General features: G+C 48.6%; 17 protein-coding genes. 6 read left to right on the top strand and 11 right to left on the bottom strand.

The features are described 5' to 3' along the window. Position 1: 1 nt before the first annotated feature. The 3 genes from ADIS_RS11205 (at position 2) to ADIS_RS11195 (ending at position 5,911) form a co-directional block, all read left to right on the top strand. A complete protein-coding gene (locus ADIS_RS11205) occupies positions 2–3,064 on the top strand; it encodes an efflux RND transporter permease subunit (protein ID WP_010854614.1) in 3,063 nt (1,020 codons plus the stop codon). Next, on the top strand, positions 3,064–4,395 hold the full coding sequence (locus ADIS_RS11200) for a TolC family protein (RefSeq protein ID WP_010854613.1): 1,332 nt from the start codon (positions 3,064–3,066) through the stop codon (positions 4,393–4,395). Before ADIS_RS11205 ends, ADIS_RS11200 begins: the two co-directional genes overlap by 1 nt. A 121-nt stretch (positions 4,396–4,516) precedes the next feature. Beyond that, complete coding sequence (locus tag ADIS_RS11195; RefSeq protein ID WP_035805664.1) at positions 4,517–5,911, top strand: MltF family protein; 1,395 nt, start codon at positions 4,517–4,519, stop codon at positions 5,909–5,911. Here the strand turns inward: ADIS_RS11195 and crtD are convergent. The 5 genes from crtD to rbfA form a co-directional block, all read right to left on the bottom strand. Beyond that, complete coding sequence (crtD, locus tag ADIS_RS11190) at positions 5,901–7,382, bottom strand: 1-hydroxycarotenoid 3,4-desaturase CrtD (RefSeq protein ID WP_010854611.1); 1,482 nt, start codon at positions 7,380–7,382, stop codon at positions 5,901–5,903. The two genes, ADIS_RS11195 and crtD, sit on opposite strands and share 11 nt — an antisense overlap. 65 nt (positions 7,383–7,447) lie before the next feature. Continuing rightward, the gene (purU, locus tag ADIS_RS11185; RefSeq protein WP_010854610.1) at positions 7,448–8,302 is read right to left on the bottom strand and encodes a formyltetrahydrofolate deformylase; all 855 of its coding nucleotides are present in this window, start codon (positions 8,300–8,302) and stop codon (positions 7,448–7,450) included. A 27-nt stretch (positions 8,303–8,329) separates the two neighbouring features. Then, the gene (locus tag ADIS_RS11180; RefSeq protein ID WP_010854609.1) at positions 8,330–11,263 is read right to left on the bottom strand and encodes a DEAD/DEAH box helicase; all 2,934 of its coding nucleotides are present in this window, start codon (positions 11,261–11,263) and stop codon (positions 8,330–8,332) included. A gap of 114 nt (positions 11,264–11,377) precedes the next feature. Continuing rightward, positions 11,378–12,601 (bottom strand): ABC transporter permease, encoded by a 1,224-nt coding sequence (locus ADIS_RS11175; RefSeq protein ID WP_010854608.1) that lies wholly within the window; start codon positions 12,599–12,601, stop codon positions 11,378–11,380. Positions 12,602–12,622: 21 nt separating this feature from the next. Then, on the bottom strand, positions 12,623–13,000 hold the full coding sequence (gene rbfA / locus ADIS_RS11170; RefSeq protein WP_010854607.1) for a 30S ribosome-binding factor RbfA: 378 nt from the start codon (positions 12,998–13,000) through the stop codon (positions 12,623–12,625). Between the two features lie 81 nt (positions 13,001–13,081). Between rbfA and ADIS_RS11165 the strand changes: the two genes are divergently transcribed. Then, entirely contained in the window at positions 13,082–14,482 is a 1,401-nt protein-coding gene (locus tag ADIS_RS11165; RefSeq protein WP_010854606.1) for a hypothetical protein, read from the top strand. A gap of 77 nt (positions 14,483–14,559) precedes the next feature. Here the strand turns inward: ADIS_RS11165 and rpiB are convergent, their stop codons facing one another. The 4 genes from rpiB to ADIS_RS22980 form a co-directional block, all read right to left on the bottom strand. Next, positions 14,560–14,994 (bottom strand): ribose 5-phosphate isomerase B, encoded by a 435-nt coding sequence (gene rpiB / locus ADIS_RS11160; protein ID WP_010854605.1) that lies wholly within the window; start codon positions 14,992–14,994, stop codon positions 14,560–14,562. A gap of 7 nt (positions 14,995–15,001) precedes the next feature. Then, entirely contained in the window at positions 15,002–15,844 is an 843-nt protein-coding gene (tatC, locus tag ADIS_RS11155; protein ID WP_010854604.1) for a twin-arginine translocase subunit TatC, read from the bottom strand. 15 nt (positions 15,845–15,859) lie between these two features. Continuing rightward, positions 15,860–17,128 (bottom strand): serine hydroxymethyltransferase, encoded by a 1,269-nt coding sequence (gene glyA / locus ADIS_RS11150; RefSeq protein WP_010854603.1) that lies wholly within the window; start codon positions 17,126–17,128, stop codon positions 15,860–15,862. A 96-nt stretch (positions 17,129–17,224) separates the two neighbouring features. Beyond that, the gene (locus ADIS_RS22980; protein ID WP_155907391.1) at positions 17,225–17,395 is read right to left on the bottom strand and encodes a hypothetical protein; all 171 of its coding nucleotides are present in this window, start codon (positions 17,393–17,395) and stop codon (positions 17,225–17,227) included. Positions 17,396–17,471: 76 nt separating this feature from the next. On the opposite strand from ADIS_RS22980, the gene ADIS_RS11140 reads away from it, so the two are divergent. Continuing rightward, positions 17,472–18,563: a 6-phosphofructokinase gene (locus ADIS_RS11140; protein ID WP_035805660.1), complete on the top strand. Its 1,092-nt coding sequence runs from the start codon at positions 17,472–17,474 to the stop codon at positions 18,561–18,563. Positions 18,564–18,692: 129 nt separating this feature from the next. Here ADIS_RS11140 and ADIS_RS11135 read toward each other — a convergent pair whose 3' ends face one another. Both ADIS_RS11135 and ytxJ read right to left on the bottom strand, forming a co-directional pair. Then, positions 18,693–21,617, bottom strand: coding sequence for a TonB-dependent receptor (locus tag ADIS_RS11135; RefSeq protein WP_010854600.1), 2,925 nt, complete (start codon positions 21,615–21,617; stop codon positions 18,693–18,695). A gap of 266 nt (positions 21,618–21,883) precedes the next feature. Then, positions 21,884–22,222, bottom strand: coding sequence for a bacillithiol system redox-active protein YtxJ (gene ytxJ / locus ADIS_RS11125; RefSeq protein WP_010854598.1), 339 nt, complete (start codon positions 22,220–22,222; stop codon positions 21,884–21,886). 213 nt (positions 22,223–22,435) lie between these two features. Here ytxJ and ADIS_RS11120 point away from each other — a divergent pair, with 213 nt between their 5' ends. Then, positions 22,436–23,836 carry a DUF4403 family protein gene (locus ADIS_RS11120; protein ID WP_010854597.1) on the top strand — a complete coding sequence of 467 codons (1,401 nt, stop codon included), beginning with the start codon at positions 22,436–22,438 and terminating at the stop codon, positions 23,834–23,836. Positions 23,837–24,224 lie beyond the last annotated feature (388 nt).

The following is a 24,224-nucleotide window of genomic DNA, read 5'->3' as shown; positions in this document are numbered from 1 at the left end:
CATGTCCAGTTTGTCCACCATTAGTATCCGTAGGCCGGTATTGTCCATTGTGATGAGTCTTACCATCATGATATTTGGGATTATCGGTATTACCTTTTTGGGAGTGAGGGAGTACCCCAGTGTAGACCCCCCAATCATAAGTGTGCGGACTTCGTACGTAGGCGCAAACGCCGATGTGATCCTTGCACAGATTACCGAACCCTTGGAAGAGGCCATTAATGGTATTTCGGGAATCAAATCCCTTACCTCCATAAGCAACGACGGTGTATCCAATATCACGGTAGAGTTCGAGGTGGGAGCAGATATGGAGGCTGCAGCCAACGATGTGCGGGACAAGGTGTCACGGGCCCAGCGAAACCTGCCTCCCGATGTGGATCCTCCGGTAATCTCAAAACAGGATGCAGACTCCCAGCCGGTCATCATGATGACCGTCGGAAGTAGTCAGCGTAGCCTCTTGGAGCTTTCGGATATTGCATTAAATGTATTTAAGGAGCGTATTCAGACCATCGAAGGGGTCAGTGAGATCCGGATTTGGGGCGAAAAACAATATGCTATGCGCTTGCGCATGGATCCTCTACTAATGGCTTCGTATGGAGTCACCCCGTCGGACGTCCTTACCAAGGTACAGAGCGAAAACGTAGAGTTGCCCTCGGGCCGGATCGAGGGAGATGCCATTGAACTTTCGGTACGAACCAAAAGCCGGCTGAGTACACCCGAGGAATTTAACCGGCTGATTATTCGGGAGGAATCCAACCGCGTGGTTTTGTTTCAGGATATTGGAAGGGCCGAATTGGCACCGCTAAATGAGCGCACCGTACTAAAGAAAGAAGGGGTGCCCATGGTCGGTGTGGCCGTGTATCCACTGCCCGGTTCCAACAGCATCGATATTGTGGATCAGTTTTACGAGCGGGTGGAGTTCATCAAGAAGGATTTGCCGACTGATATAGAGCTTGCTGTGGCTTTTGATACTACCAAATTTATCCGTCAGTCCATAAGCGAAGTACGGGAAACGATCATAACCGCTTTTTTTCTGGTGGTCTTGGTCATTTTTCTTTTTTTACGCGACTGGCGTACCACCTTTATTCCAGTGCTTACCATACCGATCAGCTTAATCGGTGTGTTTTTTATCATGTATTTGATGGGCTTTTCGATCAACGTACTCACGCTGCTGGGTATTGTATTGTCCATCGGATTGGTCGTGGATGACGCCATTGTGGTATTGGAGAATATCTATACCAAAATCGAAAAGGGAGAAGACCCCAAAAAAGCTGCGGAACTTGGATCCGAAGAGATTTTCTTTGCGGTGATAGCGACTACGGTAGCGTTGGCAGCCGTATTTCTACCGGTTATATTTTTGACCGGTACTACAGGGCGATTGTTTAGGGAGTTTGGTGTGGTCGTGGCCGGTGCAGTAATTATATCATCTTTTGTGGCATTGACGATGACCCCCATGCTCAGCTCGAAATTGCTGAAAAAGCGTGAAAAACAAAGCTGGTTATATAATGTCACAGAGCCAGTATTCCTGTGGCTGAACGAAAAGTATGAGTATCTGCTCGTGCATTTCATGCGGTTCCGATGGTTGTCCCTCGTGATCTTCGCAGGCATGGTTTATGGGATTTACTTCCTTTTTGGGCAGCTACCGACTGAACTGGCACCGATTGAAGATAGGGGTCAAATCAGGGTAAACTTAACCGGTCCGGAAGGAGCAACCTTTGCCTACATGGACCGGGTTATCGATGAGATGACAGAGGAATTGGCTGAGATTATTCCAGAGCATGAACGAAAGGGACTGATGGGTATTACCTCCCCTGGTTTCGGTAGTGCTTCCTCCAATTCCGGTTTTATCCGGGTAATGTTACAGGACGCGGCTGATAGGGATCGGGCACAGCAGGAGATTTTCAATGATGTGAGCAATTACCTTCGCAGGAAAACGTCGGCTAGGTCATTTGCCGTACAGGAGCCCTCGATAGGAGACCGAAGGGCAGGCTTGCCCGTTCAGTACGTTATTCAGGCGCAGACCATCGAAAAGTTGAAGGACATCATTCCCACATTTCTGGACAGGGCCAACCAAAGTGAGGTGTTCAATTTTGCCGATGTGAACCTGAAATTTACCAAACCGGAGATAGAGGTGGAGATCGATCGGGAAAAGGCGAGGGCATTGGGTGTATCGGTTCAGGAGATTGCCCGTACGCTTCAGCTGTCCTATTCTGGTCAACGTTTCGATTATTTTATAATGAACGGCAAACAGTATCAGGTGATAGGAGAGATGCAGCTGGAGGATCGAAACGAGCCGGTCAATCTGCGTATGCTGTATGTGCGCGGTGAAAACAACCAGTTGATCCAAATGGATAACCTCGTCACGATTACTGAAAGAAGCACGCCACCCTCTCTTTATCGATTCAACCGTTTTGTGAGCGCAACCGTGTCGGCAGGTCTTTCAGAAGGCTATACCGTAGGTCAGGGGCTGGATGAAATGGATCGCATAGCAGCCGATGTGTTGGACGAAACCTACAGTACCGATGTAGCCGGATTGTCGAAGGAATACAGAGACAGTTCAAATAGTTTGGTGTTTGCGTTTGTGTTTGCGTTGATCCTGATTTATTTGGTTCTGTCAGCGCAATTTGAAAGCTTCATGGATCCGCTTACCATAATGTTTACTGTACCGTTGGCCATTTTTGGGGCACTTTTCTCGTTGTGGTTGTTCGACTTTACGCTGAATGTATTTAGTCAGATCGGGATCATTATGCTCATAGGCTTGGTGACCAAAAACGGTATTTTGATCGTGGAGTTTGCAAATCAGCGCAAGGCACAGGGAATGACCGTTCGTGAAGCCATTGAAGGAGCGGCCTCTGCCCGTTTTAGACCCATTTTGATGACCAGCCTATCCACCATTCTCGGTATTTTGCCCATTGCCTTGGCGCTCGGCGCTGGTGCCGAAAGCCGCGTACCCATGGGGGTGGCGGTAATAGGTGGAATGTTGATCTCAACGGTGCTTACCCTGTTTGTGATACCCGGAATCTATACATATTTAACCTCCAAAGAAGGAAGATTAGCCAGAGTTTGATGAAAAAATTATTTTTATTGATTGCTTGTGGGTTTCTCCATTTCCTGGATTCTCAGGCCCAGGAAATGGAAGAACTAAATTTCGAAAAGGCGATAGAGATTGGATTGGAGCGGAACTTTGATGTTAAGATCGCGATAAATGAAGGGCTTTTGAGGGAAAACGACCGTCGTTTGGGGGAGTCGGCCCTTATGCCTTCGCTCGGATTGACCAACACCCGTGGTTTTCGTAGGGAAGATACCGAGCAGCGATTTGTCAACGATCCCCAGCCGAGACTGATTCCCGGAGCCGAAACAAGAACCAATAATTACAGCTTGGTAGCCATTTACGGATTTCGGCCCGAAGCGGTAGTTGCCCTCAAGCGCCTTGGGCAGTTGAGCGAGGTGGGCGAGTTGGAAGCCAAGGTCATAATGGAGAATGCCGTCGCCGCCATTTCCACTGCGTATTACCGTTTGGTGTTGGAATTGCAACGGTACAATGTGTTGAATACTGCGCTGGAGCTTTCCAACGAACGCAGGGAGATAGCCAAAGCTCAATACGAATTCGGACGGGCTTCGAAAAGGGATTTTTTGGCCGCCCAGGTCGATTACAATGCAGATCTTACCGCCTTGGTCAACCAGGAACAGATTATCCAAAACTCCCGTGTCAACCTAAACCAATTATTGGCCTTCGAGCCGTCAAAAGAGTTTGTGGTTAAGGATACCATCCTGATAAAAGAGAACCTGTACCTCGACGATCTACTGGAAAACGCCTTTGAGCATAACAAGCAGTTTCTTATCACCCAACGCATGCAAAATGTGGCCTACCTACAGCTACGTGAAATTCAGGCAGAGCGCCTTCCCTTTGTGACACTAAACGGGGCGTACAATGACAATACCCTGAATAGTCAGGCGGGCTTCCTAATTCAAAACAAGCAGGATGGCTATACCTTGGGAGCGACCTTTGGTATTAATTTATTCAGCGGATTCTCCATCAACCGCCGCGTTCAGGGGGCGAAGATCCAAATGAGGAATCAGCAGCATATGCTCGACCAGTTTGAACTACAAATGAAATCCGATCTGCAGAGAACCTACAACGTGTATCAAAACAGCAAACGGCTATTGGAAATAGAGCGTGTAAACTACCAAGTGGCTATCGAAAATGCGGATATTGCACTCGATCGGTTTAGGCTCGGAATTGCAAATTACCTTGAATTTAGGGATGCGCAGGTAAACCGCCTGGTGGCGGAAAACCGCCTAATAGAGTCATTGTACAACATCAAGGAGAACGAGATCGAGTTGATGAGGCTGTCCGGAAGAATCTACTTTGCCAATCCTAACGAAAACATCTATTGATTATAGCTTAATTTATTGCTTTTTGTGTAGTTTATCCTCTTTTCTTTTATAAATATTTGGTATCCTGTTGATTAACCCGTATAATTGAGGGAAACAATTCCTCAATGGCAGGAACTACTGCATGAAAAAGCGTACATGGCATGTCTTTGTATACGGAATTCTCCTATTTTTTTCCCCTTCCTGCGACCAATCGGAACCGATAACACCTGATTTTTGGGAAAATCCGGTGTCCTTGGATTTTGATGCTATTAAGGACAGGGGCTTCATCCGGGTCGTCGTAGATAATTCGTCGACGAGCTTTTATATATACCGTGGCAGGAGGATGGGGTATGAGTTTGAGTTGCTCCGAAATTTTGCCACCAGACAAGGTTTGGAGCTCCGCCTTATTGTAAGTACTGGTTTGGAGGAGTCTTTTAGGCTGCTGAATGAAGGTGCAGCGGATATCATCGCCATCAACTTTGAATACTCTGAACCTCGGCAGAAATATGCGGCCTTCTCCAAGCCAATCAACGAAATCAGCACCATATTGGTGCAGCGGAAACGCGCCGGCATGGCAACCAATTTTGAGGACTTACGGAATGCCGAAGTGACCATCAAGCGGGGTACCATCTATCTGGACAAATTGATGGCCCTCAATGATTCGTTGGATCTCAATATACAGATTGTGGAAGTCGATGAGTCCTTGGAATCCTTGATCTTAAAGGTGGTGGAAAATGACCTTGCCTACACCGTGGTAGATGAAGACATCGCCTTGGTAAATGCTACTTATTTTGACGAGCTGGATGTAGACCTTTCCATCAGTTCACCCTCCCATGTATCGTGGGCCGTACGAAAAAATGCACCACAGCTATTGGAGACGTTGAACGACTGGATTGACCGAATCCATCGTACCGGGTTTCAGGCTGTTCTCTACGAGAAGTATTTTTTAAACAAGAAGAACAGCTATTTCCGAAATAGCTCGGCGTTTTCATCGGTGTCCGGCGGAAGGATCTCGGTCTTTGACGACCTGATCAAGGAGGGGGCCGATCGTCTGGGCTGGGATTGGCGTCTTTTGGCCTCTTTGGTCTACAAGGAAAGTCGCTTCGATACATCCGCGGTTTCCTATGCCGGTGCGGTAGGTCTCCTCCAATTGATGCCTGTGACACTACGACAGTTCGGGGTAGTAAACCCAAGCGATCCGAGGGAAAGCCTCAGCGGAGGGGTTAACTACCTTAGTTACTTGGATGGATTCTGGCTGGAGCGCGTTCCGGACAACAACGAGCGGTTACGGTTTATCCTGGCATCCTACAATATTGGCCATGGACATGTGCAGGATGCCTGGAGGCTTGCCCTGAAATATGGCAAAGATTCCGGCGTGTGGTCCAACGTCGCCTTTTACCTGGAGCGGAAATCGAAGCCGGAGGTCTACCGAGATCCCTTGGTTACCAGTGGTTATGCGAAAGGCCATTTGGCGGTACAATATGTCTCGGAGATCATAAATCTCTACGAATCATACAAAGTGCTGGTCAGCCCCTAGTCTCCGTTTCCTTGATCATATCGGTCATGATCTTGGCCGACAATAGGCTCAAGGGTATGCCACCTCCCGGATGCACGCTGCCTCCACAAAAGTACAGCCTATCGATGTCTGAAGAATAATTGGCATGACGCAAAAAGGCGGCGTATCGGTTGTTTGAGCTGTTTCCATAGAGCGCACCCTGTGAACTGGAGGTCTTGGACTCGATGGTTCTGGGATCCAAGATCTCCTCAACTTCGATAAGAGGCTCCAAATCGGTTCCTAGGACTCGGTTTATTTTTTGGATAATATAAGCTCTGGCCTCTGCAATGAGCGTTTCCCAGTCCTGCCCTTTGTTATTGGGCGTGTTGATCATCGTAAACCAATTCATGCTCCCACTGGGCGCGTCGTCCTGTTTATAAACCGAAGTTATATTTATATAGACGGTTGGATCGCTGTAGATGGTTCCCAGCTGGAATATATGATTGAATTCCTCTTTGTAGTTGTCGCTGAAAAGAATATTATGCAAATCAAGCTCGGGGAAGTTTTTTTTTATACCCCAGTAAAAAATCAGTGCGGAGCTGGATTTGGGTTGTTTTAGTAGGTACTTGGGTTGTTTTTGATCAGAGAGCAGGTGCTTGTAGGCATTTACCATGTCCATGTTGTTAACGACAAGGTCAGCAGATTGCTCCTCACCTCCCACTTTTACGCCAATAGCCTTTCCTTTTTCGACCAGTATTTTTTCTACTTTTTGGTTGAAATGGAACTCCACACCTAGTTCCACCGCTAGGCGGTAGATGCTAAGCGTGATTTCATGCATTCCCTTTTTGGGAAAGAAGGCCCCGATGTTGTACTCCAAGTGAGGAATGATGTTAAGTGTAGCGGGTGTTTGGTAGGGATCGGATCCATTGTAAGTAGCATATCGGTTAAAAAGTTGTACCAGTTTTGGGTTTTTGAAATGTTTGCGATTGGCACCATCCATGGTGCCAAAAATCCCCAACTTGCCCATACGCAGGTAGGATGCAAGTGCCCATTGGTTAAACCAAGTGCTCCATCTATGGAGTGATCTATGCATGAAAAGGGGGGCCAGGTGCCGATACATATAGTCGGCGTGCTGTAATGCATCCAAAATGCATTGGGATGGTTCGCCCAATTTTTTTTCCACTTCCTTCGCAAATTTTTCGGGATCGGCAAAGGCTCTCAGTCGGGTGCCATCTTCCCAAAAATAGTGACAAAGGACCGGGAGCTTCAGGTATTGGAAGTGGTCAGAAGGTTTTTTGCCCGAAAGGCGAAAGAGCTCGTCTACCTCTTCGGGCAGCGTAAAAAGGGAAGGCCCCGCATCAAACCGGTAGTCGCCAAGCTGAATCTCGGAGAGTTTGCCACCGGGATAAGCATTGGCTTCGTAGACGGAGACCCTGTATCCAAGATTGCTAAGCCGGACCGAAGCCGCTAGGCCAGCAATTCCGGACCCGATGACGATTGCTGTTTTGCTCATGTTTTTACAACCTCAGGTTGAGGCAAGTGTTTTGGGAAGGCATGGTGGGTATCCGTAGGTTTGGGTCAGTTGAAGATGATGGTACGGTTTCCGACCACTTGGATTTTTCGTGCCAGGTGGTACTTGATTGCGCGGGAAAGCACTACTTTTTCTACATCCTGCCCCATTTGCACCATTTCCTCGACCGTATTATGGTGCCTTACGCGGGCTACATCCTGCTCTATGATAGGACCGGCATCCAGTTCTTCGGTTACGTAGTGGGCGGTGGCACCGATGATTTTCACACCCCTTTTATGGGCGGCATGGTAGGGCTTGGCCCCCACAAATGCCGGTAAAAACGAGTGGTGGATGTTGATTATACGATTCGGGAAATTGCCGATAAAATCTCCGCTGAGTATCTGCATATACCGGGCCAATACCACGAAGTCCACATTGTGCTCTCGTAGCAGTGCTAGCTGTTTTTGCTCCTGTTCTTGTTTGTTTTCCTTGGTAATGGGTAGATGGTAAAATGGAATGCCAAAGCCCTTGACCACCCGTTTTAAGTCGGTATGGTTGGATAGAATGAGGGGGATTTCTACCTGAAACTGCCCAGAATAGTATCGGCTTAGGATATCAAAGAGGCAGTGGGATAGCTTTGACACAAAGATGGCCATGCGCGGCTTTGGGTGGTTAAACTCAAGGGAGCACTTCATGGAAAATTGAGTCCCCACTTCGTCTTGGAATACCTCAAAGATTCGTCCCTTGGGGATGGCAAAACTTTCCAATTCCCACTCCGCTCTCATGAAAAAATCCCCGATTTCTTCGTCTATGTGCTGATCCACTTCGATGATGTTTCCGTTGTACCTGAACAGGAAGTCCGATACGGCAGCGACAATGCCTTTGTCGTCTCTGCACTGAATAATCATGATCGCTGTTTGCATCGCGTAGTAGTTGGGTGCTGTTTTTTGTTAGGATAATAGAGCCGTAATGTCTTCTTGGTTGAGGCTTTTGATAAAGCTCTCTTCGGTATGGATAAGCTCGCCGGCCAGGACCATTTTGCGCTCCTGAAGGGCCATGATTTTCTCTTCCACGGTGTCTTTGGTGATAAATTTGTAGATAATCACCTTGTTTTCCTGACCTATGCGATGGGCGCGGTCGATGGCTTGGGCCTCCACGGCAGGGTTCCACCAGGGGTCAAGCAGAAAGACGTACTCTGCTTTCGTGAGGTTTAAGCCCACACCGCCGGCTTTCAATGAGATCAAAAAAACCTTGATATGATCGTTTTGCTGAAAAGACTCTACCTGCGCCTGCCTGTCTTTCGTACTCCCATCTAGGTAGGCATATTGAATATTTTCTTGGGATAATACCTCACGGATCAGCGAAAGGTGTTTTACAAATTGGCTGAAAATAAGAACTTTGTGTCCTTCACTGGCAGTGGATAGGATCATGTGGGTGATGTCCTCCAGCTTCCCGGAGTCTCCTAGGTAATCCTCGTCTGTGAGCTTGGGATGATTGGCAATCTGACGCAACTGCGTAAGCCCCCGTAACAGCGTAAACGCCCGGCTTGAAAAACCAGGCATGGTAGCTTCGTCACTGATTTTAGATCGGAAGTAGTCCTTGGTTTCTTCGTAGATTTTGGCCTGGTCTTTTGACATGGTGGAATATTTGACGTTTACCACCTTTTCGGGCAAGTCGGTTGCCACTTGGGTTTTCAGCCTTCGGAGGATAAAAGGCTTGATCATGGCGTGTAGCTTGGATGTTTTGCCCATATCCCCCTGCTTTTCGATAGGTAACAGAAACTGTCTCTTGAAACTGCCTTTGGAGCCCAATAGGCCTGGGTTGATGAAGTTTACCTGAGACCAAAGGTCCATCGTGCCATTTTCTACCGGTGTTCCCGTTAGGATCAGTCTATAGTGGCTGTTAAGCTGCATGACCGACTTCGAAATGATGCTTTCTGGATTCTTTATCGCTTGGGATTCGTCCAGAATAATATAGTTGAAGAAAAACGACTTAAGAATCTCAAGATCGATTCTGGTAATTCCATACGAAGTAAGCACGAGGTCGTACCTACCAAACTGTTCGATATCCTTGACACGCTGGCTACCGGTATAAACCAGGATTTTCAGGTCGGGGGTAAACTTGCGGGCTTCCAGTTCCCAGTTGTAGATCAGTGAAGTGGGCATGACCAACAGGGAAGTGGAACCCTCGGAAAATTCCTTTTGTTGGGCCAATAAGGCCAGAGTTTGCACGGTTTTGCCCAAACCCATATCATCTGCTAGGCATCCACCAAACTGGTATTCATTCAGAAACCGTAGCCAGTTGTACCCCGCTTTTTGGTAGGGTCTCAGGTCTCCGTTGAAGTAGCTGGATAGCTCGTAGTCTTCAAATTGTGTGAAATCCTTCAGCTTGGCAAGGCGCTCGCTCAAAGAGAGCTTGATAAGGTTGCCTTTCTGGAGCTCCTGTGCCAGTGCGACGTGGTGTTTTTTGAGCTTCAGGTTCCCGGCATTTGCTTCTTCCTCCTCCATAAAGGAAAGAATCTCTCCGTAGTTGACAAACCAGGATTTGGGGATGATGGCGATTTCCTTGCTTGGCAACTCTATTTCCGTGCGACCGTTCAGGAGCATTTTCCTGAATTTCTTAAACGGGATCTCATAGTCACCGAATATTACCATGGCCTCTACATCAAACCAATCGATCTTTTCGAATATTTGGATTGAGATACGGGTTTTGCCCAGGAAGTACTTTTTGGATTGATCGGTGTTGGACTGAATGATCCGAATATCCAACTCGTCCATCTCTTCCTTGTGGCTAAGAATCCATTCGTAGGCACTCCTTTTGGCCATCGCCACTTTGCCGTTTCGAAAAGAAAGGCCCCTGCTTTTGAAAAAATCGCACAGTTGGGCTTCCAGGGTAAGTTCCCGTATGATTTTGTGAAAGACATAGGAATCTCCCACTTTTTCCATGGCCACATTGGTAGGGGTGATCTTATCGGCACGATAGGAAAAGGCTCCGTATTGAAACCGCAGGTCAAAAACCAGTTTTTCCTCTTCCTCTGTCTCTGATTTTTTACCAAACAGATCGGTGGTAGGGCCTCCTGGGAGATCGCTCAGCAATAATTGTATTTCCGGACGTTCGCGCATCACCTTGATCTCAAACCCTCTTGCAAAAACGTCAAAGGAGGCGATCAGTTGGGTAATAAAACGCTGGTAGTAATCCTCCTCCACCTTCCGTGGGATGACGATGAATTTTTTGTTGAGGAAGGGGGCTAGTTTTTTGCCATCCACGTTTTTTTCAAAACTATAGAGCTTACTGTCCACTACCAGCCATGCGGGTTCGTTGCAGATGAGAAATCCGCCCCGGTATTGCCACTCCAATTTTTCCCCATTGTACTTAAGCGTAGGAAAATAATGGGTATTGTCCTCGTTTCTTCTGAAATGAAAGAGTACGCTGGCTTTTTCCGGCATGATCTCGATTTCCTTCCAAGTTGGATTGCCATCACTGCCGGTTTCAAACAGCCGCTTGCCCCGGATGAGGTTTAAAACCCTGGATCGGGTTATTTCCAGCCGGTTTTCGATGAGCTTCTTTGTTTCTTTGTGATAGGCGTTCTGTTGCTCTTCGTAGATTTTGCGTAGAAACTCTTTCGGTTTGCTGTTCTTGGTGTTGAATTTCTTGACAATGGCCTCCTGCTGCATGCTATCCATCAGGCGGATCAGTTCAAAGTCGGCTTCATCCAGTTCGCTGGCAAACTCATTTGCATTCTGAAAGGAGATGTTCTGGTAAGCATAGGATAGCCGGCCTTTTTCATCCAGCTGTACTGCGTACGACTCAAAAAGAATCCCCAAGAATTCGTGGTTAAAGAGGGCGTATATAATTTTAAAAGGCTTTTCGGCTGAAACTTTCATGTTAATGTGCTATTACGGACAGAATCTGAAAAAATCATAGATTCTCGAAATTAACCAGTTTGCAAATTACATAATAAATTAAAGAATCCTTTACGGGGTGGGCAATATTTGAGCCTAGAGGTGCTCCACGGTTTTTACCCGGGAAGCGATCAACGCTGGTCGGTAAGAAGCCATGAAGGTGATGATGATTACGCTCAGGCTGGTAAACATGAAGTCACTGAGCATCATTTTGACAGGGTAGCTGTCCACTATGGAAGAAGTGACTCCGAGCGATACCAGGCCGAAGGTATCCTGAAGCCAGCAGACTACAAACCCGACTAGGAGACCTACCAAGGCCCCGGAAAAAGCGATGATAGCCCCTTGTTTGATGTAGATGGCTTTGATCAGGGATTCGGTGGCACCCATGGACAGCAGTACGGCGGTGTCTTTTTTCTTTTCGATCGCCAACATACTCAGCGAAAAAAAGATATTAAAAGACGCGACGGCAAGGATAAAGGTGAGGGTAATGAACACAAATAGTTTTTCGAGCCGAATGGTCATGAGTAAGCTGGCGTGTTGTTCATCGGTATCTTTCACCGTAAAAGCCTCCCCAAGCTTGGCCCGGAGATCCCGCTTCACTTTCCGGATATCGTAGTCGGGCCTGACTTTAATCTCCAGTGCCGTACGTTTATCCCCATAATTCATCAGACGCTGCGCAAATTCTAACGGCACGATGATGTATTCGTCGTCAAACTGCTTTTCTATGCTAAAAATGCCCACAGGACGGAGAACCTCACGGTTATACATGCTACTGGGATCAATGCTTCCCGACCGGGGTGCCTTGGGATAGTAGGCCTGGAGCAGGTCAAACTCATTTTCCAGATCGATCAGCAGGTAGTAGGAAACGCCCCTGCCTACCAATGCAAAGGGCTGTGCGCCTGTTCCAAGCGACATCTCGCCCGCAAATATGCCCTTCTCAAAACGTCCCTGTTCCAAAAAGTTATCCGATACACCTTTTAATGTTGCTACCAACTGGTTTTCCCCAAAGCGAAATAAGGCATTGTCTTCGATAACTTCGGTCAGCACCTCCACCCCGGGGGTTTGTCGTATGGATTCCAGCCATTCCTCGGTTACCTCAAATGATTTACCCAGGCTTGGTTCCACTTTCAGTTCCGCATCAAACGACGCATATAGGCTTTTGATCAGATCCTCGAGGCCGTTGAAAACGGAAAGGACAATGACCAAGGCCATGGTACCGACGGCCACGCCAATCATGGAGATCCGCGAGAGAACGGTTATAAAGTTCCGTTTCTTTTTGCTTCGGAAATACCGGGCCGCTATGAAAAAAGAGAGGTTCAACGGTTACGTAGAGTAAGGCTATTATTGTTCGTTCTCGTCCTCGTCATCTGGTTCGGGAATTTGCAGGCTGGAGATGACTCCATCCATGTGCTGGGCATAGGCAGCTGATTCATCCAAGAAGAAGGCGATTTCGGGCGTGATGCGCACCGACTTGCCAATACGCCTGCCCAAATCCCCTCGAATCGATTTTTTTGCTTCGTTTATTTTATCAAAAAGTGCTTGGTTATTGGCATTTAAAAAGCTGAGGTAAACTTTTGCCACGCTCAGGTCAGGGCTCATGTGTACACGGGTTACCGTCACCATGGCATTTCCGATCAGGGACCGGGACTCGCGCTGAAAGATCTCTCCCAGCTCCTTCTGGATAAGTTTTGAGTACTTTAACTGTCTTTTGCTCTCCATAATAATAAAGTTAGGACAAATTTAGTGAATTATATCCTTTACACTTAATTTCGTGTCGGTCAAATCAACCATGCGCCTCCCGTGCTCCAATTTTTCAAATTAAATGATCCGTTTCGCCTGGTAGGTATCCTGTTGTTCCTCGGCATATTCCGACTGCCCTATTTTCTTCTGGGAACCCCGATGATCCAGCCCGAAATGGTATGGTTGCTGATAGGCGAGCGAATGGCCAGTGGTATCCCGATGTACGACGGAATCATGGACGATACCGGGCCTTTTTCCGCACTTTTTTATGGTCTGTTACACTTTTTGTTTGGAAAGTCCCTGACCGCCCATCATGTACTGGCTGGTTTTGTGGTGTTTTTTCAGGTTGCTTACCTGAATCATCTCTTTATCCGGTATAAAACCTACAAGGAAAACACCTATTTGCCCGCTATTGTTATGCTGGTGTATTTTCACCTGTCCTATGATTTTCTGATTCTATCACCCAGCCTGCTGGGTAATACCTTTATTTTGTTAGCCTTCGGCCAATTGTTTTCGCAAACCGCCCTTAACAAAAATGCTACCGAATCCATCCTCCTCTTGGGTTTGTTTGGGGGCATTGCGCTTTGCTTCCACTTTCCCTTGGTAGTGTTTTTTCCTTTGATGGTAGTGTTTGGTGTGGTAATTGGCGGGTTTAACTTTCAGCAGCTGGCACTGTCCGTTACGGCCTACCTGCTACCATTCGCCCTAGTGGCCCTTTACTTTTTCTGGATAGAGGGATTGGAGGAGTTTTTTGTGGAATTTGTGCTGGCTTCGCGAAAGATACAGCGATCGGTACATACCACGGTCGGTGAACTGGCCTTTGTGTTTTTCATGCCCATACTACTTTCGATTTTTGGATTCTTTGCCATTTTGTTGGTCAAGAAACTATATATCAACCAGCAAAAACAGAATCAGCTCATGATCCTTTACCTGATTTGTGCTTCATTTACGGTCTTTTTGGCCAATCGCACCATCGGCTATCAGTTTTTGGGATTGATCCCCGTCTTTGCTTTTTACACCGTACACTACCTCAATTCCATACGAAGACCCGTTTTTCAATCCGCGCTCTTTTACCTAATCCTGTTGGGCATGCCCTTTATAGGGGTAAGCTGGTTTTTTTACAAGAAAAATGACCCCACCTACCACCAGTATGCCGTTATGGAGGGGCCGGAATACGCCATAACCAAAGGCACCAATGTATTGGTTTTGGGAAAAGATCTGGGATACTACCGTGAGGCAAGCCTTGCTACGCCTTATCTGAATTTCGCGATGGCAAAACCCTATTTGGAAAACCGCCGTGATTTTGGGCAAATGGCAAAGATCAATCGGTTTTTTGTTGAAGAGCAACCGGAATGGGTAATCGATGAAGAGGGTGTTTTCGGTGCCATGCTGCCTTTTTACCCGCAGATACAGGCCTTATACGAGCAGGAAGCCTCAGATAGGTATAGATTGAAAAAATGAAGAGACCGACGGTGTGCCGGTCTCTGTTATTCTACGTGATGGTGTTTCTACCTTTTTTATAGACTTGTAACGGATTTCTAGCAAGGGATTTTGCTGACCCTGGTAGCGTGGCGGCCTCCTTCAAATTCCGTTTGGAGAAAAGTCTCCACCATGCGCACCACTAGTTCAAAATCCACAAACCGAGCGGGGATCGAAATCAGATTTGCGTCGTTGTGCTGACGGGAAAGAGCAGCAAGCTCTTCGTTCCAGCAGATGGCGGCACGGATTCCTTGGTGTTTGTTGGCCGTGATGGCTACTCCGTTGCCACTGCCGCAAAGGATCACCCCCCGTTTCAATTCCCCCGCTTCTATGCTTTGGCAGAGGGGATGGATATAGTCCGGGTAATCCACCGAGGCGTTGGAATTGGGGCCAAAATCCCGAACGGTATATCCTTTTTCTTTCAGGGCCGCAATAAGCCGTTGCTTGTATTCATATCCGGCATGATCGCCGCCGATGGCAATGATATCACTCATAAGTTCGTCAATAGTCGTTTTTCAGTTCCTCTTCGCGTTGCTGCCGTTCCAACCGCTTGGCGATAAAGATGCCAGCCTCGTAAAGGACTAGGATAGGCATGGCGATCAGAATCTGACTGATTACATCGGGCGGAGTAATCAGCGCAGAAACCACCAATATGGCCACAATAGCATGTCTACGGTAGGTTTTTAGGAAGGCCGAACTGACAAGTCCTGCCTTGGTAAGAAAATAGATGACAATGGGCAGCTGGAACATTACAGCCGAAGCAAGCACCAACATGGCCAGTGTGGAGATGTAGGAGGTAATGTCAAACTCGTTTGAAATAGATGGGTCCAACTGGTAGTTGGAAAGAAAATTGATCGAAAGAGGCGACAGGATAAAGTACCCGAAGGCGGCTCCCATAAAGAAGAGCAGGCTTACAAAGAAAACTGCACCCCTCGCTGCATTGCGCTCCTTATCATATAAACCTGGCGAAATGAATCTCCAGACTTCCCAAAACACGTATGGAAAAGCAATAATGAGACCCACCACCAAACTGGAGGTGATGTGCATGGAAAACTGCCCGGTCATCTGCCGGCTCTGAATGATAAAGGGGAGTTCCTGTATGCACAGGGCTGGTATGGATAATGCCTCTGATACTTGGCAAAGTACCCGATAGGTAATGAAGTCTATCTTGGACGGCCCCAAGATAACCACGCCAAAAACAAAACTTTTTGAAAGGAATGCAATCACCATGAATACCAATATGGCTGATATTGACCGGAGCAGGTGCCAGCGGAGCTGCTCTAGGTGATCTAAGAAGGACATGCCTTCCTCTTCCTCGTCGTCGTTGTATTGATCCAGTGCCACAGCTTCTATTGAGTATTAATATAAGGGAAATTGAACCATCCACTCATTGACCTCCTGTTTGATTTTCGCCAAACTGGCCTCATCCTGGTGGTGGGTGAGCGCATTGTCTATTAGATCCACAACTTTACGCATGTCATCCTCCTTCAGGCCACGGGTGGTGATGGCGGCGGTACCTACGCGCATGCCAGAGGTAACGAAAGGCGAGCGAGTATCAAAGGGCACCATGTTTTTGTTGATGGTGATATCCACTTTGCCGAGGGTCTCTTCGGCCAGCTTACCGGTCAGGTCCTTGTTTCTTAGGTCGATCAGCATCAGGTGGTTGTCGGTGCCTCCGGAGATGATCTCGTATCCCTTGGCCACAAATGACTCGGCCATTAAAGCGGCGTTCTTTTTTACCTGTAGGATATAGTCCATATAGTCGTCAGAAAGCGCCTCTCGAAAGGCCACCGCTTTAGCAGCAATGATGTGCTCCAGCGGTCCACCTTGGGTTCCAGGAAATACACCGGAGTCCAATAGGGAAGACATCTTTCGCAGTTCTCCTTTAGGCGTGGTAAGCCCAAAGGGGTTGTCGAAATCATCACGCATCAGTATAAGTCCTCCTCTAGGGCCTCGTAGTGTCTTATGCGTAGTAGTAGTTACAATATGGCAATAATCCAGCGGGTCGTTTAACAAGCCCTTGGCTATAAGTCCGGAGGGGTGCGAAATATCTGCCAATAGGATGGCACCTACTTCATCTGCAATCTCGCGTAGACGTTCGTAGTCCCAATCTCTGCTATAGGCGGAGGCTCCACAGATCAACAGTTTCGGTTTCACCTCGCGGGCTTTGGCAGCTACTTTGTCATAATCGATCAGGCCGGTTTCCTGCTCTACACCATAAAAATGCGGCTGGTAGAGCTTGCCGGAAAAGTTTACGGGCGATCCGTGGGTAAGGTGCCCTCCGTGTGACAGGTCAAAACCAAGAATGGCGTCGCCTGCTTGGAGACATGCCAAGAAAACAGCCGCATTGGCCTGCGCGCCAGAGTGGGGCTGCACGTTGGCCCAAGTGGCGCCAAAGAGTTCCTTGGCGCGGTCTATCGCCAGTTGTTCGATTTCGTCCACCACTTCGCAGCCACCATAGTACCGCTTGTTCGGAAGGCCTTCGGCGTATTTGTTGGTCAACACACTGCCCGCAGCCTCCATTACCTGCTTGCTGGTGAAGTTTTCTGAGGCTATCAATTCGATACCGCGTCGCTGCCTGTCCTCTTCTTTCGCTATTAGGTCAAATATTACCTGATCTCTTTTCATATCTCAATGATTGGTTTTTAACGGCCACACCTCTTTTGCATGTATCAAACTGGAGTTCCCCATGGCTTTAAATCATCCCGCTTTGAAAGGCTTGCTTCATGCCCGTCGACCTTTGGTTGGCTCGATTTCATTTGTGCTTAGTGTTTCATGAAGCGACCCGTTCTCCCCGTTGATGCTCAGTAGCCCGCTTTTCCAAGGAACCCCATCCAATAGGTAATGCCGGATTTTTGGATGGGCAAAATTAGCCTGAATCAGTGTATATTCCAATCGAATAGCGGATTTGATCGGAAGGGATCCCGGATATTTTTGTATCTTGGGCCCATTGACTGTTTCAAACCGATCTATGAAAAAACTATTGATCAGCACCGGAGGGGGTGACTGCCCCGGGCTAAATGCCGTCATTCGGGGCATTTATAAACGCGCCAAGCAAGAACCCGATTGGGAAGTATATGGCAGCATCGAAGCCTTGAGCGGGATTATGCGGGATCCGCCTGAATTGATAAAACTGAACCGGTCGAAAGTCTCCGGAATCCATGTACGGGGAGGTACCATCCTCAAGACCACCAACAAGGGCAATCCCCTACAGTATCCCATCAAAGACGCCGAGGGGCGTATCACTTTCCACGACATCACAGATAAGGTGGCCGATAGAATCCGGGAATTGGGATTCGATGCCGTGGTTAACATAGGGGGGGATGGTTCCCAAAAGATATCTGAGGCGCTGCACCGCCATGGCATACCCATCGTCGGCGTGCCCAAGACCATCGATAACGACCTGAAGGGCACCGATATGACCTTTGGGTTTCAGACGGCAGTGCAGATCGCTACCGACAGCTTTGATAAGCTGGTAACCACCGCGGAAAGCCACCATAGAGTGATGATTATGGAAGTGATGGGCCGGGATGCTGGGTGGATAGCCCTGCATACGGCCATTGGAGGCGGTGCAGAGATATGCCTTATCCCCGAAATTCCCTACGATGTCCGTGAGGTACTGAAGCGTATTAACGAGCGGTATGAAAAGGGGCGGGGATTCGTCAATATCGTGATCGCCGAAGGAGCCAAGGCCAAAGATGGAACCATCACTTTTTCCGCAGGAGAAGAAGGATCAGAACATGTACGTCTGGGAGGTGTTGCTTTTGAATTATCCCGGCAGTTAAAAGCAGTGGGCTGCAAACAGGAGATCCGGGAAACCGTGCTTGGCCATGTGCAGCGGGGAGGCACGCCGGTGGCTTTCGACCGGGTACTGGCCAGTTTGTTTGGTGTGAAAGCGTTTGAGCTGGTGTTGGAAGGGGCCTTTGGCAAGATGGTGTCTTACCAAAACAACTCCATTGTTTCCGTAGATCTTGCAGAAGCTACCCAAAGCTACCATCATGTGGATCCGAAGGGTTCCCTCGTACAGGGCGCCAAGGGGCTGGGGATCAGCTTTGGAGATTGATTCGCTATCAAATAGGCCTGTTATGCCGCGGTGAACCCGGCTATAACCACTTTAAAATCAAAAAAAGGGGGGCTGTCTCATGCGAGCGGCCCCCTTTTTCGCTATATAAGAGAGTAAGTAAAAAAATCATTACCAAGTCCTGGCCCCACCTGGGCGCATGCCTCCGGGAGCCATTCCGGGGCCAAAGCCTCCGGGGCTGGGAGATTCTTCCGCTTTCTTGAAGTTACCAATGATATAGGTGAAGCTCAGCATGCCGTATCGGGTCAGTACATTCGAGAATACATCGGTAATTGCTACGTCGGATACGGTTCTTGAAATAGCATTGTTTTGTTTCAAGACGTCAAATACAAAGAGCTTTAGCTCCGCTTTGTTGTTTTTCATAAAACGGTACCCTGCCTCTATGTTCCAAAGCCAAACCGACTGGTCAAGGCCCTCGGAAAGTCCTCTGAACAACATGTTGTTGGCACTGTTGGCTATGAACAGCTTGCCGTCGTTCGGGGAATAGTAAAACCGCAAATTGCTGTTTTGGATGTAGTAATTGTTGTCAAGGTTACTTTGCAGACTACTTTTCACTACGGTGTAGGTACCATTTGTTGAGAAGGTAAAGTCCACGTCTTTGCTGATGTTGCTGGCGAGGGTCACCCCACCTCTGAAGTCGATGTTTTCGTTTACGTTCATCTGCCCGTTGATGATGCCGGGGGTACGTCCATAGCTCAAACCGGGATTGAAGTTCACCTTGGTTTTCAGCTTGGGTATGCTCGTGCCGTAGTTTACAAAAAAGCGGGACATCCACTGTCCGTTTAGGTTCTCAGGACGGGTTATCTGCCCGCCACTTCGCAGCAAAATCTCGTTGTTTATCAGCGTATCCTGTAGCGCTACAAATGTGTTGGTGCCCACAAAATTGTCGGTGATGGAGGCAAACAGGAACATGAATAGTGTCTTGTTCTTTTCCATGTCCACCTTAGACATATTTAGGAAAAAGGTATTGTTGAATGCCTGCGCGAGCTCCGGGTTTCCTACGGTCAGGTTTAGCGGATTGTTGTTGTTGATTACATTCTGGAGCTGGTTTACGCTTGGTTCCTGTGTCCGGGTGCGATACCTGAACCGGTAGTTTATACCCTTTTCGGTACGGTAGTTGACCACTGCGGTGGGCAGGAAATTACGGAAATCTCGGTATACATTGCCTTCTTGGGGAAACATGATGTCGTTGTCCAATACTGCGTATTGGTAGTCCATGCTCACGTTGGCGTTGAAACCTTTGTGGCTGTACATGTAGCCCAACCCTGCCCGCTGTGTAAAGAACCGATTGTCAAATTCGTTGCTCAGTGCTGTATCCAATACCATGATGCCCTGCTCGTTGGCAAGCTGGAACGTCTTTTGGTCTGCTGCACTTTTGTTGTTCCCGAAGGAGTATCGGGCGGTTGCCACTGATCGCTCGGTGATAGGCTCGGTGTAGGTTAGGTTGATGTTGTAGTTGAATCCATCTGACAATGCGGTCGTTTCCTGAATCAAGGTATCCTGCGACATACGTACAAAGTCTCGATTAGCCGCTATCAGGTCGGTGAGCTGATCCCGCTTGTTTAGCGCGGTGAATACATCGGTGGAAAAGGATCTGCCCCGCTTTTCGAATTTGTAGCGATACGTCAGGGAGTTGGAGAGGTTGTAGCCCTGGGTTTCGTTTTCGCTGATGGTGCGGGTAGCACTCAGTGGATCCATGCCGCCACTGAGGTTCAGACCATCCAGGTCACTGTATCGTCGGTTGTCTTGGAAGCTGAGTGACGGACGGATGATAAACGCATTTTTGCTGTTCAGATCGTACTCGATCATCCCATTCATCCGGTGGTTTCGGTTATTGATGTTGGAAAGTTGGTTTTCCTGGTAAAACTGTCGTTGTTGTTCACTTAGAATGGTTTCCCGGTTGGTAATATCCAATACGGCGTTATCGGTGTCATTGTAAAAGTAACTGCCTGTAAAGTTGATTTTTTCACCCCATTTGTCGCTGTAGTTCAATCCGAGTGAGTTGGTCGTTACGATACCGTTGTTCTGCGCTACGGCAAAGTTACTGCCTGGGCCACCGCCCCAACCGCCACCGCCGGGACCCCCACCGCCACCGCCAGGTCTACCACCACCGCCTCCTCCTCGTCGGCCACCGCCGCCCATGGCACCACTGGTCACGCCGAGTAGATCGTCAGAGGAGAAGTTTTGTTGGTTTACGTTGTTGAAAAGTCCGATTACGGAGATCCGCTTTGCCCCTTTGAAGAAATTGATGTTACCACCTAGCGAGTAGCGGTTGTCGGTTCCATATCCTCCATACACCCGGCCAAAATGGCTATTGCGCATATTGCCTTTGGTGATGATGTTGATCGTTTTGGCGTAGTTGCCATCGTCGAGTCCGGTGAGACGGGACTGGTCGGAACGCTGATCCAATACCTGCACACTCTCGATCATGTCTGCGGGAAGGTTTCGTAGGGCAATGGAAGGGTCGTTGCCAAAAAACTCCCGGCCATCTACCAGAATGCGTTGCACCTGCTCTCCCTGTGCCTGCACCTGCCCGTTCTCAATGGTTACACCGGGCAGCTTGCCGATAAGGTCTTCCGCCATCGCATTTTCACGGGTTTTGAATGCGTTGGCGTTGAATACTGCCGTATCGCCTCGCATCTCACCCACGGCGGCCTCTCCTTGGATCACCACCTCACCAAGCAGCTTGCTGTCCTCGCTGATGGCGATGACTCCCAGGTCAAGCGGAACACCACGGCTCATGCTACGGGTTACCTTTTCGTAACCCACGTAGGTGATTTCCAATGTAAAGGACTGGATACGGGGATAGGCTATTTCGAATCTGCCGTCCATGCCGGTTACCGTATTGCTCAGTAGGGTGTCACCGGGGGTTTTGATCAGGACGTTTGCGCCGATCAGGGGTTCTTTGCTCTCCGCTTCTACCACTTGCCCCCGAATCATGGGGCCTTGGCCATCGGCCGAACGCCTTTGCTGGGCTTCCAGCTCCTGTAGACCAAAAAGGAATACGAAAAATGTAGATAATGTAAAGATTTTCATGTGTCTATAATTGTTTTTCAAAGGTCACAACTTGTCCAGGTTTATCGGGATGCCTGCCGGCAGACAGGAAATCCCTCCCTTCCGGGAGGCGGCCTAGATTTCATTGTAGATGTCTTGTTTGTGCCTGTTAGACACCGGCTCCTTGCGGAAAGTTTAACGGGAGGATTGAGAAAAGCCTAATATTGTTGTAAGTGGGTAAAAATCCGATTGGAAGGTTAAAAAAAGGGTTGGGGAAACGGGTATTGGAAAAAAAAATCGGTCCAGGACTAATTGGACCGATCCATCAGTTCTTCGTAATTGATGCCCATGTGACTGGTATCGTATACCGCCTCTCCATTTTTGATCAAAATGACCTGGGGCGAGGCATGCGGAACGGCAAATCGGCTGGCAATGGCGTCAGAAATTGCCCGGTAAGCAATCAGATCGAGGTAGTAGGGTTCCACCTTTTGGCTGTCCTCATCCTTCCAGCTTCGTGTGATGCGGTTCCAGGCCATGCTGCTGATCGAGCAGCGTGTAGAATGTTTGAAAACCACCACCGGCCGCGTTTTGCTTTCCTCGATCAATTGATCGATCTGCGTTATTTCTTCCAGTTTTTTCCAGCTCATCGTTTGTTACCTTTATCAAGTTGTCGGGAACTATTAGCGTATTGCACCCATAACGGCGGGCGACCGGGCTAGAGTTCACCGGATGAAAAAAAATTGTAGACTTACCCGTTTCCCTGCTATTTTCGTTATAGTTTTGGTCTACCGAGGTTCACTGTACGTGCAGCGTCCCAAGCATTGCGGAGGCTTTCCGTTGATCCAAAAATTAGTCAAGTTATGCTCTTCAAACATTTCTACAGATATGGTATCCTCCTGTTGGGGATTTTCACCCTGTTGGGCTGTAAAAAGATTGATCCTGCGAAATCACCTCAAGTAGGCCGACAACAAGCCCTCCCAAAGGCGGTTTCCGAAATCAATCTCCGCTTGGCCCTGCCACTCTCCCTGTTTGAAAGCAAGCTGAATGAGCAGTTGAGCGAAAACCTTTTTTCCGAAAAAGGCATTGACCTGGGCAATGGGCTGTTTTCCGATGTGACCGTGCTCAAGACCGGTATGCTGCGGCTGGCTGCCACCGAATCGGGTAAGCTGCGGGTCACCCTTCCGGTTTTTTTGGATGGCAAAGTGAGCTTGGAGAAGCGCATTTTTGGGCAGGTGGTATCGGCGGGGGTGCCTTTTAAGGAATCCCTTACGCCTCAGGTTAGTTTTCGCCCACACTTGGGTGAAAACTGGGAGGTGGAGATTGCCGACCTGGAAGTGGAAAGTTGGGGCAGGTCCCTGCGTTATGACCTGTTGGGGTATTCGCTGGACCTTGAGCCGATTATGAAGCAGCAGCTTGGAAACATGCTGGAACGGAAGCTAGCCTCCAACCTCCTCGCGGGCCTGGACCTGCGGAAAATAGCAGAGCAGGCCTGGGAGGCCTACAGTGAGCCAATTTCGCTTAGAAGTGAGGGAGTGGAGTTGTTCCTGACCGCTGTGCCCGAGCGGGTGATGATCCGCGAGCAGTTTACCGAGGACCAGCAGCTGCTGCTGCTTTTGGGCATAGACGGCGAAGTGTTCAGTCAGTTGAACCCACCGGCAGCACGCCCCAAGAGCCCACTACCCAGGGTGTATCCCAACGACCGGGAGGAGAGTAGGGCAGTAATCACGCTCCCCTTGGCACTTTCCTATGCGTGGATGGATCAGTACCTTCAGGAGGAAATGGTGGGAAATGCCTTTCGGGTGGACAACCGGACGACGCTCATTCCGCATTCCTTCGCGACCCAGGCCTACGGTGACCGCGCGCTGGTTAGGATGGAGTTCACCGCAAAACGCACCCGGAAAAAGGATGTGAAGGGTGAGCTATACCTGGTGGGGATGCCCGTGTATGACGAGGAAAGGCAGGCCGTCGTTTTAGAGGAAGTGGATTTTGATCTAAAAACCCAGCATTTTCTGACCAACAGCGCCAATTGGCTCAAGGGAGGAAAGATCCGTTCGGCGATCGAAAAGCAAGCGGTTTTTCCCATCGGAGATTACCTGGCGGAAGCAAGAAGGGAGCTCCGGGAGTTGGGCAGCTGGCAGACGGCCTTTGCAGATTTTTCGCTGGTAAGCCCCGAGCTGGAAGTGCAGGGCATCTACGTGACCGAAGAGGGCATTCAGGTTTATGTGAGGTCCATGGGAGATATCGCGGTGCGCATGAAGTAGTATCTTTTCCGTGGGTGTAATAGCGTTTCCTGGCGTACTATTCAGCATGGCAGATGCCTTCGGATAGGTAGGTAAACATATTGCAGCCGGGTAGTTACAAACTACGCTTAGTTGGGGTTGGGCGGCTTAGGTGATATCGAAATCTTAAATTCCTAACCATGTGCCCTGGCATATATCACCACTTCGGCGATTTTTTTGTATCATTGACTGACCAATTCTGTTTTCGCGACTAGGTAACTTGTTGCTTTGAAAGCAGGACGTATAGGATTTCAGGGCTAACGCCCCTCAATTATTTATATAATTGATTTCCTACTAAGATCTCAGGGCTACGCCCCTTAGGTAGGTGATTTCAAAGCTGGGTGAAGCTGGCCAGCCAACAAAAAGGGCC

The organism is Lunatimonas lonarensis, from assembly GCF_000390185.1.
GTDB classification, from domain to species: domain Bacteria; phylum Bacteroidota; class Bacteroidia; order Cytophagales; family Cyclobacteriaceae; genus Lunatimonas; species Lunatimonas lonarensis.
This window is presented reverse-complemented; position numbering and strand designations above follow the sequence as displayed.

Bases quoted from the DNA above. Each gene is read 5' to 3' on its own strand.
- ADIS_RS11205 (WP_010854614.1), top strand. From the start codon at position 2: ATGTCCAGTTTGTCCACCATTAGTATCCGTAGGCCGGTATTGTCCATT.
- ADIS_RS11200 (WP_010854613.1), top strand. From the start codon at position 3,064: ATGAAAAAATTATTTTTATTGATTGCTTGTGGGTTTCTCCATTTCCTG.
- ADIS_RS11195 (WP_035805664.1), top strand. From the start codon at position 4,517: ATGAAAAAGCGTACATGGCATGTCTTTGTATACGGAATTCTCCTATTT.
- crtD (WP_010854611.1), bottom strand. From the start codon at position 7,382: ATGAGCAAAACAGCAATCGTCATCGGGTCCGGAATTGCTGGCCTAGCG.
- purU (WP_010854610.1), bottom strand. From the start codon at position 8,302: ATGCAAACAGCGATCATGATTATTCAGTGCAGAGACGACAAAGGCATT.
- ADIS_RS11180 (WP_010854609.1), bottom strand. From the start codon at position 11,263: ATGAAAGTTTCAGCCGAAAAGCCTTTTAAAATTATATACGCCCTCTTT.
- rbfA (WP_010854607.1), bottom strand. From the start codon at position 13,000: ATGGAGAGCAAAAGACAGTTAAAGTACTCAAAACTTATCCAGAAGGAG.
- rpiB (WP_010854605.1), bottom strand. From the start codon at position 14,994: ATGAGTGATATCATTGCCATCGGCGGCGATCATGCCGGATATGAATAC.
- glyA (WP_010854603.1), bottom strand. From the start codon at position 17,128: ATGAAAAGAGATCAGGTAATATTTGACCTAATAGCGAAAGAAGAGGAC.
- ADIS_RS11140 (WP_035805660.1), top strand. From the start codon at position 17,472: ATGAAAAAACTATTGATCAGCACCGGAGGGGGTGACTGCCCCGGGCTA.
- ADIS_RS11135 (WP_010854600.1), bottom strand. From the start codon at position 21,617: ATGAAAATCTTTACATTATCTACATTTTTCGTATTCCTTTTTGGTCTA.
- ytxJ (WP_010854598.1), bottom strand. From the start codon at position 22,222: ATGAGCTGGAAAAAACTGGAAGAAATAACGCAGATCGATCAATTGATC.
- ADIS_RS11120 (WP_010854597.1), top strand. From the start codon at position 22,436: ATGCTCTTCAAACATTTCTACAGATATGGTATCCTCCTGTTGGGGATT.